Genomic DNA, 17376 nt, shown 5'->3' with positions numbered 1-17376 from the left:
TTTGAATCTTGTTTAGCGTTGAAGAAAATCCTTATCCTGCTCTGGAATGCCCGCCTCATCACTCTGATAGCGTTCAGCGGTGACAGTTAGCTGGTACTTACTGCGTAAGTCTAGGATTTCCTGCATCATTGGGGAAGCATGGTGGATGTCCAAGGCGGTTTGGTCTGTCCAGCTATCGACCAAGAGGATGGAATGGGGATCATCGAGCGGTGCAAAGTATTGGTAACGCTGGTTACCATCCTGCTGGCGAATGCGGTCGGCAATGCCACTAGCTTCCATTTCCTGAGCGAAAGCACGCGCATTGTCAGCTGGTCCAGTGTAGTAGAGGTGCATGGTAATCATAGCTTTCTCCTTCTATTTGTTAAAATTAGTATAGGTCCTATTCTTCCGCAGTTGTTTGCGGTAGCTGCTAGGTGTGGTATGGTAGTATTGCTTGAACTGGCGGTTGAAATTGGATAAATTATTAAAGCCAACTTCGGTCGCAATTTCAAGCACAGGTTTGAGAGTGTTTGTCAGGAGCTCGGTAGCTGCCCGCAGTCGGACTTGGATGATAAATTCCATACAGGAAGTTCCTGTTTGTTGCTTGAAGATTGTCATAAAATGGGTTTTTGTATATCCCATTTGCTCTGCTAGCTGCTCGATGGTGAGATTTTCTGCGTAATGGTGTTGGATGTATTCAATCAACAACCGCAGTTTTTCATTTTTCCGATACATATCATCGGTATTTTTTCGGACGATGTAGCGGTAGCGGTAGAGCAGGTAGAAGAAGTCAAAGAGTCGGCTCTTGAGAGGTAGCTCAAAGTAAGGTGGCTGGTGTCTGACCAACTCAAAAATGGTGAGCAGGCATTGTCTAATCTCTGCGTAGCCAGGGTCTTGGGGCTGGATGCGTGGAATACACTTGAAAACATCTGTCTGTAAGGGGTGCAGGTAGAGCATACTGGTCTGATCCAAGTGAGATGCCCCCAGTATGTCCAAGTGAAAGAGAAGGGTATCCGTTTCGTGCCCCCGTTGCTCAATCGGATGGATGGAATGCGCAGCATTGGGTCGAATCAGGATAATATCACCAGCCTGACTATTGAAATAATCATAGTCGATATGGTAACGGGCTGTCCCTCCGTAAACATAGTTGATTTCAAATTCATTGTGCCAATGAAAGAGAATGTCAGGAATGCCATCCATGACACAGGTATGGTAATACTTGTAGGGTAACAAACGACTATCGTAGTCAATGGTGTGCTTAAACTGTTTATCCGTTAATGGTGGTTGCATACGTTCCTCCTTTTCGTAGGATAGTATCATTATAGCATATTATTTGAGAAGAAAAGGGTTTCAAATCTGTTTATACTATATTTGTTAGAAAAAATAAGGGAGAAGTAAGATGTCACGTTTTCCAAAAAATTTCCTCTGGGGAGGAGCTATCGCAGCCAACCAGGCAGAAGGTGCCTATAATGTGGACGGACGCGGTTTAGTCCAGACAGACGTTACAACAGGAGGATCTGTCAACAGCCCCCGCTATACAACCTACATTGATAAGGACGGAAAGCCAGGTAAATATGCTTCTATGGGGCATGCTGGTGGTCATCTGCCAGAAGGGGCGACCTATGCCGTCCTAGAAGACCACTATTATCCAAACCATAAGGCTGTGGACTTCTACCACCGCTATAAAGAAGATATCAAGCTCTTCGCAGAAATGGGTTACTCCGTTTTCCGCTTGTCGATTTCATGGGCACGGATTTTCCCAAATGGTGATGATGCAGAGCCAAACCAAGCAGGTCTTGATTTCTATCGTTCTGTCTTTGAAGAATGCCGCAAATATGGCATTGAGCCATTGGTTTCCATTTGGCACTTCGATACACCTTTGAGCTTGGAGCAACGCTATGGTGGTTGGACCAATCGTAAGTTGATTGATTTCTATGTCCGCTATGCTGAGACAATTTTTAATGAATATAAGGGGTTGGTGAAATATTGGATTACCTTCAACGAGATTAACAACACTATCATGTTTTTGGATATGTTTAGTGAACCAAAGGATTCTGATTACCAAGATGCCTACCAACACTTACATCACCAGTTTGTTGCCTCTGCCAAAGCAGTAAAATTAGGCCATCAAATTGATCCGAACTATCGATTCGGAAACATGATTTGTGGAATCACCTTCTACCCAGGAACCTGTGACCCTGCGGATATTTTAGAAAATCAACACAAATGGGAACAGAATATTTTCTATTGTAGTGATGCACAAGCCAAAGGTCGCTATGGATCCTATGCAAACAGACTGTGGAAGAAACACAATGTTGTATTGCAAATGGAAGAGGGAGACCTAGAAATCCTTGCTGAAGGCAAGGTGGATATGTACACCTTCTCTTATTACATGTCAACCGTTGTGACCACTCATAAAGTGGAAGACACGGTTTCAGGCAACTTCTCAATCGGTGCCAAGAACCCTTACTTAACCTATTCAGACTGGGGTTGGGCTCAAGATTCGACCGGTCTTCAATACTATCTTGAGAAAATCTACGACCGCTATGAAATTCCGATGATGATTGTAGAAAATGGTTTGGGAGCTTTGGATACAGTTGAAGCAGACGGCTCTATTCACGATGATTACCGTATCGACTACCATCGCGCCCATGTCAATGCTATGGCAGATGCCATTGCCAATGGTGTTGATTTGATTGGCTATACGACTTGGGGCTGTATCGACCTAGTATCAGCAGGAACAGGTGAAATGCGAAAACGCTACGGCTTTATTTACGTTGATATGGATGATGCTGGAAATGGGACACTTGCTAGAGCACCAAAAGATTCATTCTACTGGTATAAGAAAGTCATTGCTAGCAATGGTGAGGATGTAGAATAAGGAAGACGGCAATTAGCCGTTTTTCTTTCAAGTGAAAAAAGAAGCTGAAAGGAGACAAGTAATGTCAGCAAAACAATTTCCAAAAGGATTTCTTTGGGGCGGTGCGACAGCGGCCAACCAATATGAAGGTGGTTGGAATTTGGGAGGTCGTGGTCCAGCCACTTCCGATACCTATATAGCGGTCGATTCAGATAAGCGGAAGGATATGAGTCACTTTGGTAAGCCTGTTTCGCGGGCTGATGTGGAATTTGCCTTGGCAGATCAAGAAGGGCTCTACCCAAAACGTTGGGGTTCTGATTTCTATCATCGCTACAAGGAAGACATCGCCCTCTTTGCAGAAATGGGCTTCAAGACCTTCCGCTTGTCGATTGCCTGGTCTCGTATTTTTCCAAAAGGAGACGAGTTAGAACCAAATGAAGAAGGACTGGCCTTTTATGATGCGGTCTTCGATGAGCTGAATAAATATGGTATCGAGCCACTGGTGACCCTATCCCACTATGAATTTCCTCTTCATCTTGCTCTGGAATACGGTGGCTGGAAAAACCGTAAGGTCATAGAGTTCTTTGTTCGCTATGCCGAGACAGTATTCAAACGCTATCAGGGTAAAGTTAAGTATTGGCTGACTTTTAATGAGATCAATATTTTGGGCATGGTTGGTTATCTATCAGGCGGTCTTCTCTTTGAAGACGGAAAGAATGACCTAGAAGCCATGTACCAAGCTGTTCACCATCAGTTTATCGCTTCTAGTTTGGCAACAAAAGCTGCCCATGAGATTGACCCAGAAAACAAGGTTGGTTGCATGCTGGCACGGATGGAGAACTATGCAGCCACCTGCAATCCAGACGATGTCTTGGCAGCCTTGAAAAAAGACCAGGAAAATCTCTTCTATACAGATGTGCAGGTGCGTGGAGCCTACCCTAGTTATATGAAACGCTTCTTCAAAGAAAACAATATCCAGGTCGTGTTCGAGCCGGGAGACGAAGCGATTTTGAAACAATATCCTGTTGATTTCATGAGTTTTTCTTACTATATGACCTCCATTACCCGTGCTCTGCCAGACAAGGACAAGGCAACGGCAGGTAACTTGATCTTGGGAGAAGCAAATCCCTATTTAGAAGCTTCTGATTGGGGCTGGCAGATAGACCCTGTCGGACTTCGTATCACCCTCAATAAGCTCTATGACCGTTACCAAGTTCCTCTCTTTATTGTAGAAAATGGTCTGGGAGCATTGGATAAGGTGGAGGAAGACGGCAGTATTGAGGATAGCTACCGTATTGCCTACCTAGAAAAACACATCCAGCAAATGTATGAAGCTATTGAAGATGGTGTGGTACTCATGGGCTATACCCCTTGGGGCTGTATCGACCTGGTTTCTGCTTCAACCAGTGAAATGTCCAAACGCTACGGCTTTATCTATGTGGATGCGGACGATCAAGGAAAGGGCAGTTTTGACCGTTCACGGAAGGCATCATTCTACTGGTATAAAGATGTCATTGCCAGCAATGGAGCCAATGTATTGACAGAAAAATAGGAGGTCTTATGACAAAAACGATTTATCTCATGCGTCATGGTGAAACCCTCTTTAATACGCAAAAACGAGTGCAGGGTTGGTCGGATTCTCCCTTGACAGAACGTGGTATCGCTCAGGCCCAAGCCGTTGGTCAGTATTTTAAGGAGCAGGGAATTGTCTTCACCAGTGCCTATTCTTCCACGCAAGAGAGGGCTACTGATACACTAAAATTAGTCACGGATGCTCCCTACCAACAGCTCAAGGGGCTCAAGGAGATGAACTTCGGGATTTTCGAAGCCAGAGAGGAAGAATTGCTTCCCAAGCACCGTCCAGGTGCTCGTTCTTTCGAAGACCTGTTGGTTCCATTTGGAGGAGAGGACATTCGAGCAGTTGGAAGTCGTGTCAAAGAGGCGATTATCTCTGTCGCGGAAAACGATCCAGCTAATCCAATCCTCATGGTCAGCCATGGTGCAGCCATTTGGGGATTGGTGCAGGTTTTGGAGGTCACCTTCCCACCGGGTGTCTTCCTGCCCAACTGTGCCATTTGCCAGCTGACTGTTGAAAATGGGCAAATAAGATTTGAAAAACTGATTGATTCCGCACATGATTTTAAGGTTTATGACTTTAAGTAAGGAGGTTTAGTATGAACTATCTTTACTTGATGCGTCATGGACAGACACGGTTCAACCTCCAAGGACGGATTCAAGGTGCTTGCGATTCTCCTCTGACAGAAGAAGGAAGGGAACAAGCACGGGCTGCTGGTCGGTATTTTCAAGAGCAGGCTATCTCTTTTGATAAGATTTATTCTTCCACTCAAGAACGGGCCTGTGATACGGCAGAATTGGTCACAGGGAGGACGGATTATACCCGCTTGAAAGGATTGAAAGAACAGGATTTCGGAGCCTTTGAGGGTCAACAGGAATACCTCAATCCTCCCTTACAGGGAGACATTGGCTACGGTGATTATTTTGTCACCTTTGGAGGCGAATCCTATCGAGATGTCCGAAAACGTATGGAAGAAACCATTGGAGGCATTATGGAAGAAGCGGACAATCAATCCGTTTTAGTAGTTAGCCATGGAGCTGCCATTGCCCAATTTTTCAGACAGGTATTGACAGATTTTCCGCGAGTGCGGATGCGGAATTGTGCCATACTGACTTTTACTTATGAAGACGGTCACTACGATTTGCAAAGCATTGTGGATCCCGTTAATAAAGAAACTCTCTATCAAAAAGAAGGAAAGGAAAAGGAGAAAAAATGACAGTAACAAAAGTATTTCCAAAAGGATTTTTATGGGGTGGTGCAACAGCAGCCAACCAATGTGAAGGAGCTTACGATGTAGACGGACGTGGTCTTGCCAACGTCGATGTTGTGCCGAGTGGTGAAGACCGTGGTGCCATTATCACTGGTCGTAAGAAGATGTTTGACTTTGAGGACGGTTATTTCTACCCAGCCAAAGAGTCCATTGATATGTACCATCACTTCAAGGAGGATATTGCTCTCTTTGGTGAAATGGGCTTTAAGACCTATCGTCTTTCAATCGCCTGGTCCCGTATTTTCCCTAAGGGAGATGAATTGGAGCCTAATGAAAAAGGCCTGCAATTTTACGAGGACTTGTTCAAGGAATGTCACAAGTATGGTATTGAGCCCTTGGTGACCATCACCCACTTTGACTGCCCGATGCACTTGATTGAGAACTACGGTGGCTGGCGAAATCGTAAAATGCTTGAATTTTACGAACGCCTGTGCCGTACCCTCTTCACACGCTACAAGGGATTGGTCAAATACTGGCTGACCTTCAACGAAATCAACATGATTCTCCACGCACCATTTATGGGGGCAGGTCTCTACTTTGAAGAAGGCGAAAATGTGGAACAGGTCAAATACCAGGCAGCCCACCACGAGCTTGTTGCTTCTGCCATTGCCACAAAATTGGCCCATGAAATCGATCCAGAAAACAAGGTTGGCTGTATGTTGGCCGCAGGTCAATACTACCCACACACCTGTCACCCACGTGATGTATGGGAAGCTCTGCAAGAAGACCGTGAGAACTATTTCTTTATCGATGTTCAGGCACGTGGCTACTATCCAAACTATGCCAAGAAGAAATGGGAACGTGCAGGTATCGAGATTGAAATGACCGACCAAGACCTAGCACTCCTGAAAGAGCATACGGTGGACTTTATTTCCTTCTCTTACTACTCTAGCCGTGTGGCTTCTGGAGATCCTGTAGAGAAGGAAAAAACAGCAGGCAATATATTTGCTTCCATTAAGAATCCTTACCTAGACGCATCAGAATGGGGCTGGCAGATTGACCCACTCGGTTTCCGCATTACCATCAACTCTATCTGGGATCGCTATCAAAAACCACTCTTTGTGGTTGAAAATGGTCTGGGAGCAGTCGACACGCCAGATGAAAACGGCTATGTGGAAGACGACTACCGCATTGACTACCTCCGTCAACACGTCCTAGCCATGCGTGATGCCATTGTTGAAGATGGTGTTGAACTCTTGGGCTATACCACTTGGGGCTGTATTGACCTGGTGTCTGCCGGAACGGGCGAAATGAAAAAACGCTACGGATTCATCTATGTTGACCGTGACAACGAAGGAAAGGGAACCCTCAAACGTTCCAAGAAAAAATCATTTGACTGGTATAAAAAAGTCATCGCCACAAATGGAGCAGATGTGGAGTAATGTGTACACAAAAGAAGCTGGGGGTCCAGCTTCTTATTTTTTTATTGGTAAATACTGACGTGCAATGCGATTTTCTGGCTGACGATCGTGCAGATAGATGACGAAGAGGAAGAACCATTCGGCTGGTTTCATGATCAGGTAAATCAGATCTGCCTGCCAGGCTTTTCGAATATGTTTGGAAATGGGATAGCCATACCGGTCGTAGTTGGAACGAATGTAACGATGCAGGCGTGGACATCTTTCTTCTAAAATCTGTTCAAAAGCATTGGCAATTTGTAGCTGACGATTGACCACCACACGATGTCCATGTCGTTCTCCCATACGAATGGGTTTGACCAGTTTATGGTGACCAGCAGCCCCCACTGTACAAAGATAGTGTTCATCATAGAATGCGTTTGGTGGGGAGATTTTTTCCGACAAGGCCCAATCACTGGTTTCTGTCCACATCTGAAGCAGCTGGTCAGGTTTTTGACCAAAGAGAATGAGATAGGAGCCAAGAACGGCAAGATAGGGAAGGATGAAGAAGAACAGCCAAATTGGCAGAGAAAGACTTCTTTGCAGGAGAGCAGAAAGTCTAGGAAAGCGTGGGTTGTTCTGCTTGGCTAATTCTGCTTGCCACAGTTGAATGGTTTGTAAAATGGTCCGACTGTAAATGAGACAAATATTGAAAGGAACCAAACACAGGTAGCAGTAAGTGAAGAAATCTGTTTCAATCAAAGTAGAAAGTTGTATGGTCCACAAAACAGCAAAGACAAAACTTGGATACAGGCAGCTGATGAGTAGGACGGTTAGGAGAGGGGGGAGGAGCCTGGTTTGGTAGATGTTTAGCACCAAATAAGCTAAAATCCCCATAAGAAGCAGGAAGAACTGTCCCGACCAGGCCTCCGTTTGTATTGGGCTGTGAAGTTGGATGTTAACAAGGGTTTCTGGCCAATCTACGTACACAACTTGAGCTCCTTCAAGTGCTAACCAACTCAGTCCGATTCCAAAAAAGAAAATCAAACCATCGTTAATCCAAAAACTATACTCTTTTAACTGTTTTTTCAAAAGGTCCAAAAAATATCGGATGTTTTTCCAAGTCAGATAAAGAGGAAGAATCAAGCAGATGATGGGGATATTGATTACCCACATAAAAGGAACAAAGATACTTGAGATAATATAAATTTGCCAAAATGTGCTTAACTGTTTTTTCATGACTTCCTCCTTCTCTAGCCTACCATCAATTTATAGAAAAAGCAAGACAGGTCAGAAAAGTAAGGTTCCAACACTTGCCTTTTGTTATCGTTTCCACTATAATAAAAATTAGTTAACAATAAAGGAGTTTTGCATGAAATACATCGTAAACAACAGCAATGACCCAGCATATAACATTGCCCTCGAAGCCTACGCTTTCAAGGAATTGACAGATATTGACGAGATTTTTATCCTTTGGATCAATGAGCCTGCCATTATTATCGGTAAGCATCAGAATGCTATTGAAGAAATCAACAAGGAATTCACAGACGAAAAGGGTATCCATGTTGTTCGCCGTCTGTCAGGTGGTGGCGCAGTTTACCATGATCTCAACAACCTCAACTACACCATTATTTCAAATAAATCTGAAGAAGGTGCATTTGACTTTAAAACTTTCTCTAAGCCCGTTATCGATACTCTGGCAACACTGGGTGTAGAGGCAAATTTCACCGGCCGTAATGACCTGGAAATCGATGGCAAGAAAATCTGTGGTAATGCCCAAGCATATGCAAAAGGTCGTATGATGCACCACGGTTGCCTGCTCTTTGATGTGGATATGTCTGTCCTCGCAAGTGCCCTCAAGGTCAGCAAGGACAAGATTGAGTCCAAGGGGGTCAAGTCAGTCCGTGCCCGTGTGACCAATATCAATAACGAATTGCCAGAGAAGATGACAGTCTTGGAGTTCAAAGATGCTATCCTCAACCAGATGAAGCAAGAATACCCAGACATGGACGAGTATGTCTTGTCAGAAGATGACTTGGCCCGTATCCAAGAAATCCGTGACACCCAGTTTGCGACTTGGGATTGGACCTACGGTCAAACACCAGAATACACTGTGGAGCGCAGCGTGCGTTACCCAGCTGGTAAAATCACAACCTACATCAAGGCTGAAAAATCAGTCATCGAATCTATCAAGATTTACGGAGACTTCTTCGGTATCGGTGATGTATCGGATATTGAAGACTTGCTGGTCGGTACTCGTTACGAGTATGCAGATGTGCTTGCCAAATTGCAAGAAATCGACACCACGCACTATTTCTCACGCATGACAACAGAAGAAGTAGCAAAAGCGATTGTAGCTTAATCCATAGTGCTGCCCTTTGTTTGGGCAGTCTTTATTTTCTGTGAAAATGTTTTCGGCAAACTGTTTTCACTTGCACATTTTCTATATTATGGTATAATTATTTTCTGTGAGTATCCCTCACTTACTCGTGGCTAGACCATGAGTCATTAGACCAAAAGGAGGAACATATCAATGGCTAAATACGAAATTCTTTATATTATTCGTCCAAACATTGAAGAAGAAGCTAAAAACGCTTTGGTAGCACGCTTTGACTCTATCTTGACTGACAACGGTGCAACTATCGTTGAATCAAAAGCATGGGAAAAACGTCGCCTTGCATACGAAATCAAAGATTTCCGCGAAGGTTTGTACCACATCGTTAACGTTGAAGCTAACAACGATGAAGCTCTTAAAGAGTTTGACCGTTTGTCAAAAATCAACGGCGACATTCTTCGTCACATGATTGTCAAACTTGACGCGTAAGAAGGTGTTGTATGATTAATAATGTAGTATTGGTTGGTCGTATGACCCGTGATGCAGAACTTCGTTATACTCCGTCTAATCAAGCTGTTGCGACTTTTACTTTGGCGGTTAACCGCAATTTTAAAAATCAAAACGGTGAGCGTGAAGCGGACTTTATCAACGTAGTCATTTGGCGTCAACAAGCTGAGAATTTGGCGAATTGGGCTAAGAAAGGTGCTCTGATTGGTGTTACAGGTCGTATCCAGACACGTAGCTATGACAATCAGCAAGGGCAACGTGTCTACGTTACTGAGGTAGTTGCAGAAAGTTTCCAACTCTTGGAAAGCCGTACTGCCCGTGAAGGTCAAGGTGGAGGCTATTCAGCCGGCAACTCGTTTGCTGGAGGAAATGACTACAACTCACCTTATCAAGCGCCTGCACAATCTACACCAAACTTCGCTCGAGAAGAAAGTCCATTTGGAGCAAGTAATCCAATGGATATATCAGACGATGACCTGCCATTCTAGGTCAAAATTAATAATATAAAGGAGAACACACATGGCTCAACAACGTCGTGGCGGTTTCAAACGCCGTAAAAAAGTTGACTATATCGCAGCTAACAAAATTGAATATGTTGATTACAAAGATACTGAGCTTCTTAGCCGTTTCATTTCTGAACGTGGAAAAATTCTTCCACGCCGTGTAACTGGAACTTCAGCTAAAAACCAACGTAAAGTAACAACAGCTATCAAACGTGCTCGCGTTATGGCTCTTTTACCATTCGTAAACGAAGATTAAAAAAATCGCCCTGTGTGGCGATTTTTTCTTGCGCTCTAGAAATGTGCAAAGCGCAATGACAGAATGGACTGTTTTTTAACGAGCTCGAAATTAAGAAAGCGAATTAAGTCCTATAATGGACTGTTTTTTTCACGAGAGAAGGACTGAAAAATCGAGTCGCAGTCTGTGGATAGACTGTTTCAGCAGATTACATAGACAAGTGACAGCGGATCAAGTTCTCGGGCGATTTGATAGCTGAACTGTATAGATAAACAAAAGCGACTGGAATATTCCAATCGCTTTGTTTTATTATTGAACTGGGGACATGGCATTGCGAATGTTATATTTCTTTTTCAAGAGGTAGCGTGCACCGAAAGCAGCAGCTCCGATAAGAATAGTAACAAGCGGAGGGAGAACAGGGTTAAATGCGGCCGGAATCAGTGCTGCCAGAATGAAAACGACTGACCAAGCCAGCGTAGCAAGTCCAAGAAAAGCGATAGCTTTCAGCAATTTAGGACGTTGCCCAGTTTTAATTTGTTCTCTGTAAACGAAATGGTACATCAAGTACATCCCTGCACCAACACCGAAACCGATGACAAATAAGGTTAATAGCCCATACTGTGCACCTTGACCAAAAAGATTCATCAAACCATTGATACCAGCAATAATTGCAAGCATGAAAAGACTAGAATCTAGCCACATCAACCATGGATTTTCATTGTATTCCACTTGGTCTTTCTTTTCCTGTTCAGAAATTGTCTTACTAGCAGCCCACTCACTTGGTGCTCCATAGAGATTGCGGGCAGTCACGCCAGTTTTTTGCTTTTCAATGATAGTTGGTAAAATTTCTTCCAAGAGTTCTTTGATTTCGCTATCAGACTTTCCATCTTTAATCAGTTGGTTGGTCGCAATATGGATAAATTCTTGGTTCTTTTTTGTTAATCCGTTGATTTCTGTAAATGACATGTTAATCTCCTTAGGTTAAAACCATCTCTTACGAATAAAGTAGAAGGTGAGTGATAAGCTGATTGCAAAGGCGAAAAGAATAATCCACCAAAATGCATATGGAACGTCATTAAATGGAATGATATTATCTTTAAAGTTCATTCCGTATGCAGAGAAGACCATGGTTGGAATAGATAGAACGATTGTTACCAAAGCCAAGGTTTTCATGATGGTATTCTGGTTGTTGGAAATGATAGAAGCAAAGGCATGGGTCATAGAGTTCAGGATGGAACCATAGATGTCTGCCATCTCAATGGCCTGTTGGGTCTCGACCAAGGTATCTTCCAGCAAATCTTCGTCCTCTTCGTATTTTCGAAGTAAACGTGAAGAAGAAGCTAATTTCTTAACCAAGCGTTCGTTGGTTTTGAGGGAAGCTTTGAAGTAGACGATGGTTTTTTCCAATTCCATGAGTACAATTAATTCTTCATTTCGAGTGGCCTCATGGAGTTGCTTCTCAATCTCTTCGCTCTTTCTGTCAATGGTCCGTAGGGCTGACAAGTAGAGTTGAGCATTTCGGTAGAGAATTTGGAAAACGAAACGAGACTTCATGAAAGTGAAGAAATTCCGTAGACGACGATGGATAAACTGCTCAAACAGTGGCAATGGTTCCAAACAAGTCGTGATAATCGCATCATCTGTTAGAATAATTCCCAAAGGGATAGTAATATAATATGTCTTGTTGTTTCGTTCTTCAAGAATTGGGACGTCGACCAGGATGAGCGTATAGTCATCTTCGACGGTGATACGAGAGGATTCTTCCGCATCGAGCGGTGCTCGCAGGTCAGCGATGTCAATTTTATAGTGCTCAGCCACTTCCATAGACTCGCTCTGGGAGGGGTTGACCAAATTAATCCAAGCCCCTGGTTCAAAGGTTTGGATTTCTTCTAAATCAGTCATGGTTGATAGAAAAATTTGTTTCATATCTTTGCCCTCCTTTTATCTTTGTTGCGTTAACGCAACCTCTATTATACCAAAAAATGTGCAGTTTCGGAAAGGTTTTATATAGAAATGTGATATAATATGTAGACATTTAAGCGAATAAGTTGTACGGACTTTTCCTTGTTCCGTATACCATAGCTTATAGTCTCTTAAGAAAGGATTCGGATGCGTGCTAAAAACCTAGCAAAAAAGATAAATCTTCTCGTGTGTTTGGCATACTTTGCAGATTTCCTATTTTTGTACGGTTTTCTTAACGTGAGATTTTCAAAACGATATTTTTTGAAAATCGAGCTAATACAAGATATAGAAATTGCCCATAGGCAGTTTCGTCTGGTGACGCGGAGTTAATCGACCGTCACCAGTTATCTTGTGAACGCACTTATATCTAGAAAGGAATTGACCACGGGCTAAATGCAGTGTCAAAAAGATAAACTTCCTTGTGTCTTTCAGACACATCGTCAGTTTCCTATTTTGACTGTGCATTTAACGCCCTTTGTATCTTAAATTATGCAAGAAAATATTGTGATTCATGGGGCGCGTGCCCATAATTTGAAAAATATTGATGTGACTATTCCGCGTGAGAAGTTGGTGGTGGTGACTGGTTTGTCAGGCTCTGGTAAGTCGAGTTTGGCTTTTGATACCTTGTATGCCGAAGGCCAACGCCGCTACGTAGAGTCCTTGTCTGCCTATGCTCGTCAGTTCTTGGGCAACATGGACAAGCCAGATGTGGATTCCATAGAGGGTCTCAGCCCTGCTATTTCCATTGACCAAAAAACGACGTCGCGGAATCCACGTTCGACAGTCGGTACAGCGACGGAAATCAATGACTATCTCCGCCTGCTCTATGCTCGAGTTGGGGTGCCTTACTGTATCAACGGGCACGGGGCGATTGCGGCTTCTTCGGTGGAGCAGATCGTCGATGAGGTCTTGGAATTGCCAGAACGCCAGCGTTTGCAGATTCTAGCTCCGATTGTGCGGAAGAAAAAGGGGCAGCACAAGACCATTTTTGAGAAAGTGCAGAAGGACGGCTATGTTCGGGTCCGTGTCAATGGCGATGTCTATGATGTGTCTGAAGTGCCTGAATTGTCCAAGAGCAAGGCACATAATATTGAAGTTGTGGTCGATCGGATTGTGATCAAAGATGGCATTCGCTCGCGGCTTTTTGACTCCATTGAGGCGGCCCTGCGGATTGCGGACGGCTATGTCATCATCGATACCATGGATGAGAAGGAACTGCTCTTCTCTGAGTACTATGCCTGCCCAGTTTGTGGTTTTACAGTGCCCGAGTTGGAGCCTCGTCTTTTCTCTTTCAATGCTCCTTTTGGGTCTTGTAGTGACTGTGACGGTTTGGGCATGAAGCTGGAAGTGGATACGGATTTGATTGTCCCAGATGCCAGCAAGACCTTGCGTGAAGGTGCCTTGGCTCCGTGGAATCCCATTTCTTCTAACTACTATCCTCAGATGTTGGAGCAGGCCATGAATCACTTTGGTGTGGACATGGACAAGCCTTTTGAGGAATTGACGGATGAGGAGAAGCACCTGATTTTCAACGGCTCGGACGGCAAAGAATTTCATTTCCATTATGAAAATGAGTTCGGTGGGGTGCGTGATATCGATATTCCCTTTGAAGGTTTGATTACCAATATCAACCGTCGCTACCGTGAAACCAACAGTGACTATACACGGACAGTCATGAAGACTTACATGAATGAATTGACCTGTGGGACCTGCCATGGCTATCGCCTCAATGACCAAGCCCTGTCTGTCAAAGTCGGTGGCGAGCAGGGACTTCATATCGGGCAGTTGTCTGACTTGTCCGTAGCGGATCATCTGGAAGTCATTGAAAATCTGACCTTGTCTGAAAATGAAGCCACCATTGCAACACCGATTGTCAAGGAAATCAAGGACCGCCTGTCCTTCCTTAATAACGTTGGTCTCAACTATCTGACACTTTCACGAGCAGCGGGGACGCTTTCTGGTGGTGAGAGCCAGCGGATTCGTTTGGCGACTCAGATTGGCTCTAACCTGTCTGGTGTCCTCTATATTCTGGATGAGCCGTCAATTGGTCTGCACCAGCGGGACAATGATCGTCTCATTGCCAGCCTGAAAAAGATGCGTGATTTGGGCAATACCTTGATTGTGGTGGAGCATGATGAGGACACCATGCGGGAGGCGGACTGGTTGATTGACATCGGTCCAGGTGCGGGTGTCTTTGGCGGAGAAATCGTGGCTTCTGGAACGCCTGCCCAAGTGGCTAAAAACAAGAAATCCATTACAGGCCAGTACCTGTCTGGTAAACGTGAAATTCCAGTTCCTTTGGAACGTCGTGTTGGCAATGGTCGTTTCCTGGAGGTAACAGGTGCCAAGGAAAACAACCTGCAAGATGTGACGGTCCGCTTCCCACTCGGAAAATTTGTGGCGGTGACAGGGGTGTCTGGCTCAGGTAAGTCAACTCTGGTCAATTCCATTCTGAAAAAAGCTATTGCTCAGAAACTCAATCGCAATTCGGACAAGCCAGGCAAGTTCAAGTCCATTTCAGGAATTGAACACTTGGACCGCCTGATTGATATTGACCAAAGCCCGATTGGACGAACACCGCGTTCCAACCCTGCTACCTACACAGGTGTTTTTGACGATATTCGGGACCTCTTTGCCCAGACCAATGAAGCCAAAATTCGTGGCTACAAGAAGGGACGGTTCTCTTTTAACGTCAAAGGTGGCCGTTGTGAAGCTTGTTCTGGTGATGGTATCATCAAGATTGAAATGCACTTTCTGCCAGATGTCTTTGTGCCATGTGAGGTCTGTCATGGACACCGCTACAATTCTGAAACATTGGAAGTACACTACAAGGAGAAAAATATCGCTCAGGTCCTTGATATGACGGTCAATGACGCGGTCGAGTTCTTCAAGCATATTCCAAAAATTGAGCGGAAACTTCGTACTATTCAAGATGTAGGTTTGGGCTATGTTACTCTAGGTCAGCCAGCAACCACTCTATCAGGTGGGGAAGCCCAGCGGATGAAGTTGGCTTCTGAACTCCACAAGCGGTCAACTGGTAAATCCCTCTATATCTTGGATGAGCCGACGACAGGTCTGCATACGGAGAACATTGCCCAGTTGCTCAAGGTCTTGGCTCGCTTTGTTGATGATGGCAATACCGTGCTGGTCATCGAGCACAATCTGGATGTTATCAAGACAGCCGACCACATTATCGATATGGGGCCAGAAGGCGGTGTCGGCGGTGGTACCGTTGTTGCGACAGGAACACCAGAAGAAGTGGCGGAGAACTCAGCCAGCTTTACAGGCCAGTATCTGAAAATGAAGTTGAAATAAGCAAGTAAAAAAGAGCCATCGGCTCTTTTTTTGGAGCTTACACCGATTTTTTCTACGCTTGATAAGCTAGTACAAATCTGATAGAATATAAAAAATAAGTTTCTTAACAAGGAGACCACCATGCAATCGGAATACGTTTTATTGTGCAGTCCATACAGATACAGTTCAGTTTTTGCCAATTCAGTCAATAGACAATTTATCGAAAAAGAACTAATGAGTGTCGTCATGCCAGGTGCTAATATGATGACCAGAGGCCTGTTGCGAACCATGTTAGAAACAAACTATGGAATTACAGATTATTCAAGTTTAAAAGAAGAAATTGATAAACTGGAAGATGGTCGTTATCATGCTTTAGAAGATGTTTCGTCATTTATTGATGGAATAGCCAATCCTGATGTAAAAGACTTTTACCTTTCTTTAAATTCATTAACAGGTTCTCGAACTATTCAAGGCTTTGACGACTGCCGTATAATTGATGTCTTGACGAAATCGTATGCTGCTCGCTTGATTACTAAAGAAGAATTTGAGGAACTGTTTACCAAGCAAACAGAGCGTATCAAAAATAGTTATCAGACTTGGGAACACTATTTAGCCTCTTGTGTACTGGGAAAATTACTTCAATTTGTTCCTAGCTCAGAAACGATTACAAGCGTTGAGGAATATGTGGTAGATGTTTATTCTTTTTGTATTGCACCGACGAATGTCTTTTCTTATGGTACTTTTTGGGCAAATCATGAGTTAGCCAACTTGACAGCCTTTTTAGAAAACTTCTTACCTGAAGAAATTGTTAAAGAGTTAAAATCAAGGCAAGATCGTGTGGATTATAAGGGTGAGATTCCAGGACTTACTGTGCCTTCAAATGATTTGCTTGCTTCCCTAGAAGGAACCTCTATAGACCCAACTTTTATCGATTATGAACGCTATCAGTACCTGAGCGAACTTGCAGATTACGTTTTTTGGACTCCCCTTATTGAGAATAATCTTGAATGGATGATTGCAGAAAAAAACTTGCAAGAACAAGATACAATTCTTTTACCAAAGGAGTATGCAAGTCTTTATTCGGCTAGAGTATTTTGGTATCATTATCCAAGCTACAAGGAGTTGCATGAAGAACATATTTTTGCCATGTTTGAAGGAACTCTAAGTTTAAATCTTATCTTTACAGAGGAAGCTGTCTACACTTTTAAGAAGAAATTATTCGGCAAACCAGCACTTGTCAGAATCCCTTGGGAACAAGTTGAGTTAAGCTCGTCACTTAATTTATGGATGGAAGAAAGTAAAATTCATTTTGGCAAAAAGACAATCTCTAATGTCAGTCCAGTTTTAAGCGAAATCGGCCTAAATAGTAAGGTTATTGACGACCTAGATTCTCAAGAAAGGAAAGCTCTTGAAAATGAATGGCAACAAAAAATGAATCAATTTTTAGAGGGTATTCCTCAACGGATTCGTGAATTTAAAGGGAAATGAGAAGAAACTCTTAATGCTGTTTTGAAAAGT

16 protein-coding genes are annotated in these 17376 nt (G+C 43.7%); 11 read left to right on the top strand and 5 right to left on the bottom strand.

The window, feature by feature from the left end; genetic code table 11:
• Positions 1 to 12: 12 nt before the first annotated feature.
• Together NOL38_RS01450 and NOL38_RS01445 are read right to left on the bottom strand one after the other, a co-directional pair.
• Entirely contained in the window at positions 13 to 342 is a 330-nt protein-coding gene (locus tag NOL38_RS01450; RefSeq protein WP_253220772.1) for a putative quinol monooxygenase, read from the bottom strand.
• Between the two features lie 12 nt (positions 343 to 354).
• Positions 355 to 1269 (bottom strand): AraC family transcriptional regulator, encoded by a 915-nt coding sequence (locus NOL38_RS01445; protein ID WP_277941162.1) that lies wholly within the window; start codon positions 1267 to 1269, stop codon positions 355 to 357.
• Positions 1270 to 1378: 109 nt separating this feature from the next.
• Here NOL38_RS01445 and NOL38_RS01440 point away from each other — a divergent pair, with 109 nt between their 5' ends.
• The 5 genes from NOL38_RS01440 to NOL38_RS01420 all read left to right on the top strand — a co-directional run bounded on the left by NOL38_RS01440 (position 1379) and on the right by NOL38_RS01420 (position 7067).
• Positions 1379 to 2860, top strand: a complete 1482-nt coding sequence (locus NOL38_RS01440) for a family 1 glycosylhydrolase (RefSeq protein WP_277941161.1) — start codon at positions 1379 to 1381, stop codon at positions 2858 to 2860.
• 61 nt (positions 2861 to 2921) lie between these two features.
• Positions 2922 to 4391, top strand: a complete 1470-nt coding sequence (locus NOL38_RS01435; protein ID WP_277941160.1) for a glycoside hydrolase family 1 protein — start codon at positions 2922 to 2924, stop codon at positions 4389 to 4391.
• 8 nt (positions 4392 to 4399) lie between these two features.
• Positions 4400 to 5002 carry a histidine phosphatase family protein gene (locus NOL38_RS01430; protein ID WP_277941159.1) on the top strand — a complete coding sequence of 201 codons (603 nt, stop codon included), beginning with the start codon at positions 4400 to 4402 and terminating at the stop codon, positions 5000 to 5002.
• A gap of 11 nt (positions 5003 to 5013) precedes the next feature.
• Positions 5014 to 5631 carry a histidine phosphatase family protein gene (locus NOL38_RS01425; RefSeq protein ID WP_277941158.1) on the top strand — a complete coding sequence of 206 codons (618 nt, stop codon included), beginning with the start codon at positions 5014 to 5016 and terminating at the stop codon, positions 5629 to 5631.
• Entirely contained in the window at positions 5628 to 7067 is a 1440-nt protein-coding gene (locus tag NOL38_RS01420; RefSeq protein ID WP_277941157.1) for a 6-phospho-beta-glucosidase, read from the top strand. The genes NOL38_RS01425 and NOL38_RS01420 overlap by 4 nt, the downstream gene beginning before the upstream one ends.
• Positions 7068 to 7100: 33 nt before the next feature.
• Here the strand turns inward: NOL38_RS01420 and NOL38_RS01415 are convergent, their stop codons facing one another.
• Positions 7101 to 8261 (bottom strand): DUF6688 domain-containing protein, encoded by a 1161-nt coding sequence (locus NOL38_RS01415; protein WP_277941156.1) that lies wholly within the window; start codon positions 8259 to 8261, stop codon positions 7101 to 7103.
• Between the two features lie 133 nt (positions 8262 to 8394).
• Between NOL38_RS01415 and lplA the strand changes: the two genes are divergently transcribed.
• From lplA to rpsR, 4 genes are all read left to right on the top strand, one after another.
• On the top strand, positions 8395 to 9384 hold the full coding sequence (lplA, locus tag NOL38_RS01410) for a lipoate--protein ligase (protein WP_044768462.1): 990 nt from the start codon (positions 8395 to 8397) through the stop codon (positions 9382 to 9384).
• 171 nt (positions 9385 to 9555) lie between these two features.
• On the top strand, positions 9556 to 9846 hold the full coding sequence (rpsF, locus tag NOL38_RS01405; protein WP_002942403.1) for a 30S ribosomal protein S6: 291 nt from the start codon (positions 9556 to 9558) through the stop codon (positions 9844 to 9846).
• A gap of 11 nt (positions 9847 to 9857) precedes the next feature.
• On the top strand, positions 9858 to 10352 hold the full coding sequence (locus NOL38_RS01400; RefSeq protein WP_002942409.1) for a single-stranded DNA-binding protein: 495 nt from the start codon (positions 9858 to 9860) through the stop codon (positions 10350 to 10352).
• Positions 10353 to 10383: 31 nt separating this feature from the next.
• Positions 10384 to 10623, top strand: coding sequence for a 30S ribosomal protein S18 (gene rpsR / locus NOL38_RS01395; RefSeq protein ID WP_002939250.1), 240 nt, complete (start codon positions 10384 to 10386; stop codon positions 10621 to 10623).
• A gap of 288 nt (positions 10624 to 10911) precedes the next feature.
• Here rpsR and NOL38_RS01390 read toward each other — a convergent pair whose 3' ends face one another.
• Together NOL38_RS01390 and NOL38_RS01385 are read right to left on the bottom strand one after the other, a co-directional pair.
• Positions 10912 to 11568, bottom strand: coding sequence for a DUF1129 domain-containing protein (locus tag NOL38_RS01390; protein WP_012027735.1), 657 nt, complete (start codon positions 11566 to 11568; stop codon positions 10912 to 10914).
• Between the two features lie 15 nt (positions 11569 to 11583).
• Positions 11584 to 12528 (bottom strand): magnesium transporter CorA family protein, encoded by a 945-nt coding sequence (locus tag NOL38_RS01385; RefSeq protein ID WP_024409785.1) that lies wholly within the window; start codon positions 12526 to 12528, stop codon positions 11584 to 11586.
• 525 nt (positions 12529 to 13053) lie between these two features.
• Here NOL38_RS01385 and uvrA point away from each other — a divergent pair.
• A complete protein-coding gene (uvrA, locus tag NOL38_RS01380; RefSeq protein WP_277941155.1) occupies positions 13054 to 15879 on the top strand; it encodes an excinuclease ABC subunit UvrA in 2826 nt (941 codons plus the stop codon).
• Between the two features lie 120 nt (positions 15880 to 15999).
• Positions 16000 to 17346 (top strand): DUF1266 domain-containing protein, encoded by a 1347-nt coding sequence (locus NOL38_RS01375; RefSeq protein WP_277941154.1) that lies wholly within the window; start codon positions 16000 to 16002, stop codon positions 17344 to 17346.
• The last annotated feature ends 30 nt before the right edge of the window (positions 17347 to 17376 follow it).

Origin of the sequence: Streptococcus suis (genome assembly GCF_029616525.1) — a bacterium.
Classification (GTDB): Bacteria; Bacillota; Bacilli; order Lactobacillales; family Streptococcaceae; genus Streptococcus; species Streptococcus suis_AF.
The sequence above is the reverse complement of the archived record's forward strand: the minus strand, read 5'-3'. Positions and strand labels throughout refer to the sequence as shown.

Excerpts from the sequence above, each read along its gene's own strand:
- NOL38_RS01440 (WP_277941161.1), top strand. The coding sequence starts at position 1,379 with ATGTCACGTTTTCCAAAAAATTTCCTCTGGGGAGGAGCTATCGCAGCC.
- NOL38_RS01390 (WP_012027735.1), bottom strand. The coding sequence starts at position 11,568 with ATGTCATTTACAGAAATCAACGGATTAACAAAAAAGAACCAAGAATTT.
- NOL38_RS01400 (WP_002942409.1), top strand. The coding sequence starts at position 9,858 with ATGATTAATAATGTAGTATTGGTTGGTCGTATGACCCGTGATGCAGAA.
- NOL38_RS01375 (WP_277941154.1), top strand. The coding sequence starts at position 16,000 with ATGCAATCGGAATACGTTTTATTGTGCAGTCCATACAGATACAGTTCA.
- NOL38_RS01385 (WP_024409785.1), bottom strand. The coding sequence starts at position 12,528 with ATGAAACAAATTTTTCTATCAACCATGACTGATTTAGAAGAAATCCAA.
- NOL38_RS01430 (WP_277941159.1), top strand. The coding sequence starts at position 4,400 with ATGACAAAAACGATTTATCTCATGCGTCATGGTGAAACCCTCTTTAAT.
- NOL38_RS01445 (WP_277941162.1), bottom strand. The coding sequence starts at position 1,269 with ATGCAACCACCATTAACGGATAAACAGTTTAAGCACACCATTGACTAC.
- NOL38_RS01425 (WP_277941158.1), top strand. The coding sequence starts at position 5,014 with ATGAACTATCTTTACTTGATGCGTCATGGACAGACACGGTTCAACCTC.
- NOL38_RS01450 (WP_253220772.1), bottom strand. The coding sequence starts at position 342 with ATGATTACCATGCACCTCTACTACACTGGACCAGCTGACAATGCGCGT.
- NOL38_RS01415 (WP_277941156.1), bottom strand. The coding sequence starts at position 8,261 with ATGAAAAAACAGTTAAGCACATTTTGGCAAATTTATATTATCTCAAGT.
- NOL38_RS01420 (WP_277941157.1), top strand. The coding sequence starts at position 5,628 with ATGACAGTAACAAAAGTATTTCCAAAAGGATTTTTATGGGGTGGTGCA.
- NOL38_RS01435 (WP_277941160.1), top strand. The coding sequence starts at position 2,922 with ATGTCAGCAAAACAATTTCCAAAAGGATTTCTTTGGGGCGGTGCGACA.
- uvrA (WP_277941155.1), top strand. The coding sequence starts at position 13,054 with ATGCAAGAAAATATTGTGATTCATGGGGCGCGTGCCCATAATTTGAAA.
- rpsR (WP_002939250.1), top strand. The coding sequence starts at position 10,384 with ATGGCTCAACAACGTCGTGGCGGTTTCAAACGCCGTAAAAAAGTTGAC.
- lplA (WP_044768462.1), top strand. The coding sequence starts at position 8,395 with ATGAAATACATCGTAAACAACAGCAATGACCCAGCATATAACATTGCC.
- rpsF (WP_002942403.1), top strand. The coding sequence starts at position 9,556 with ATGGCTAAATACGAAATTCTTTATATTATTCGTCCAAACATTGAAGAA.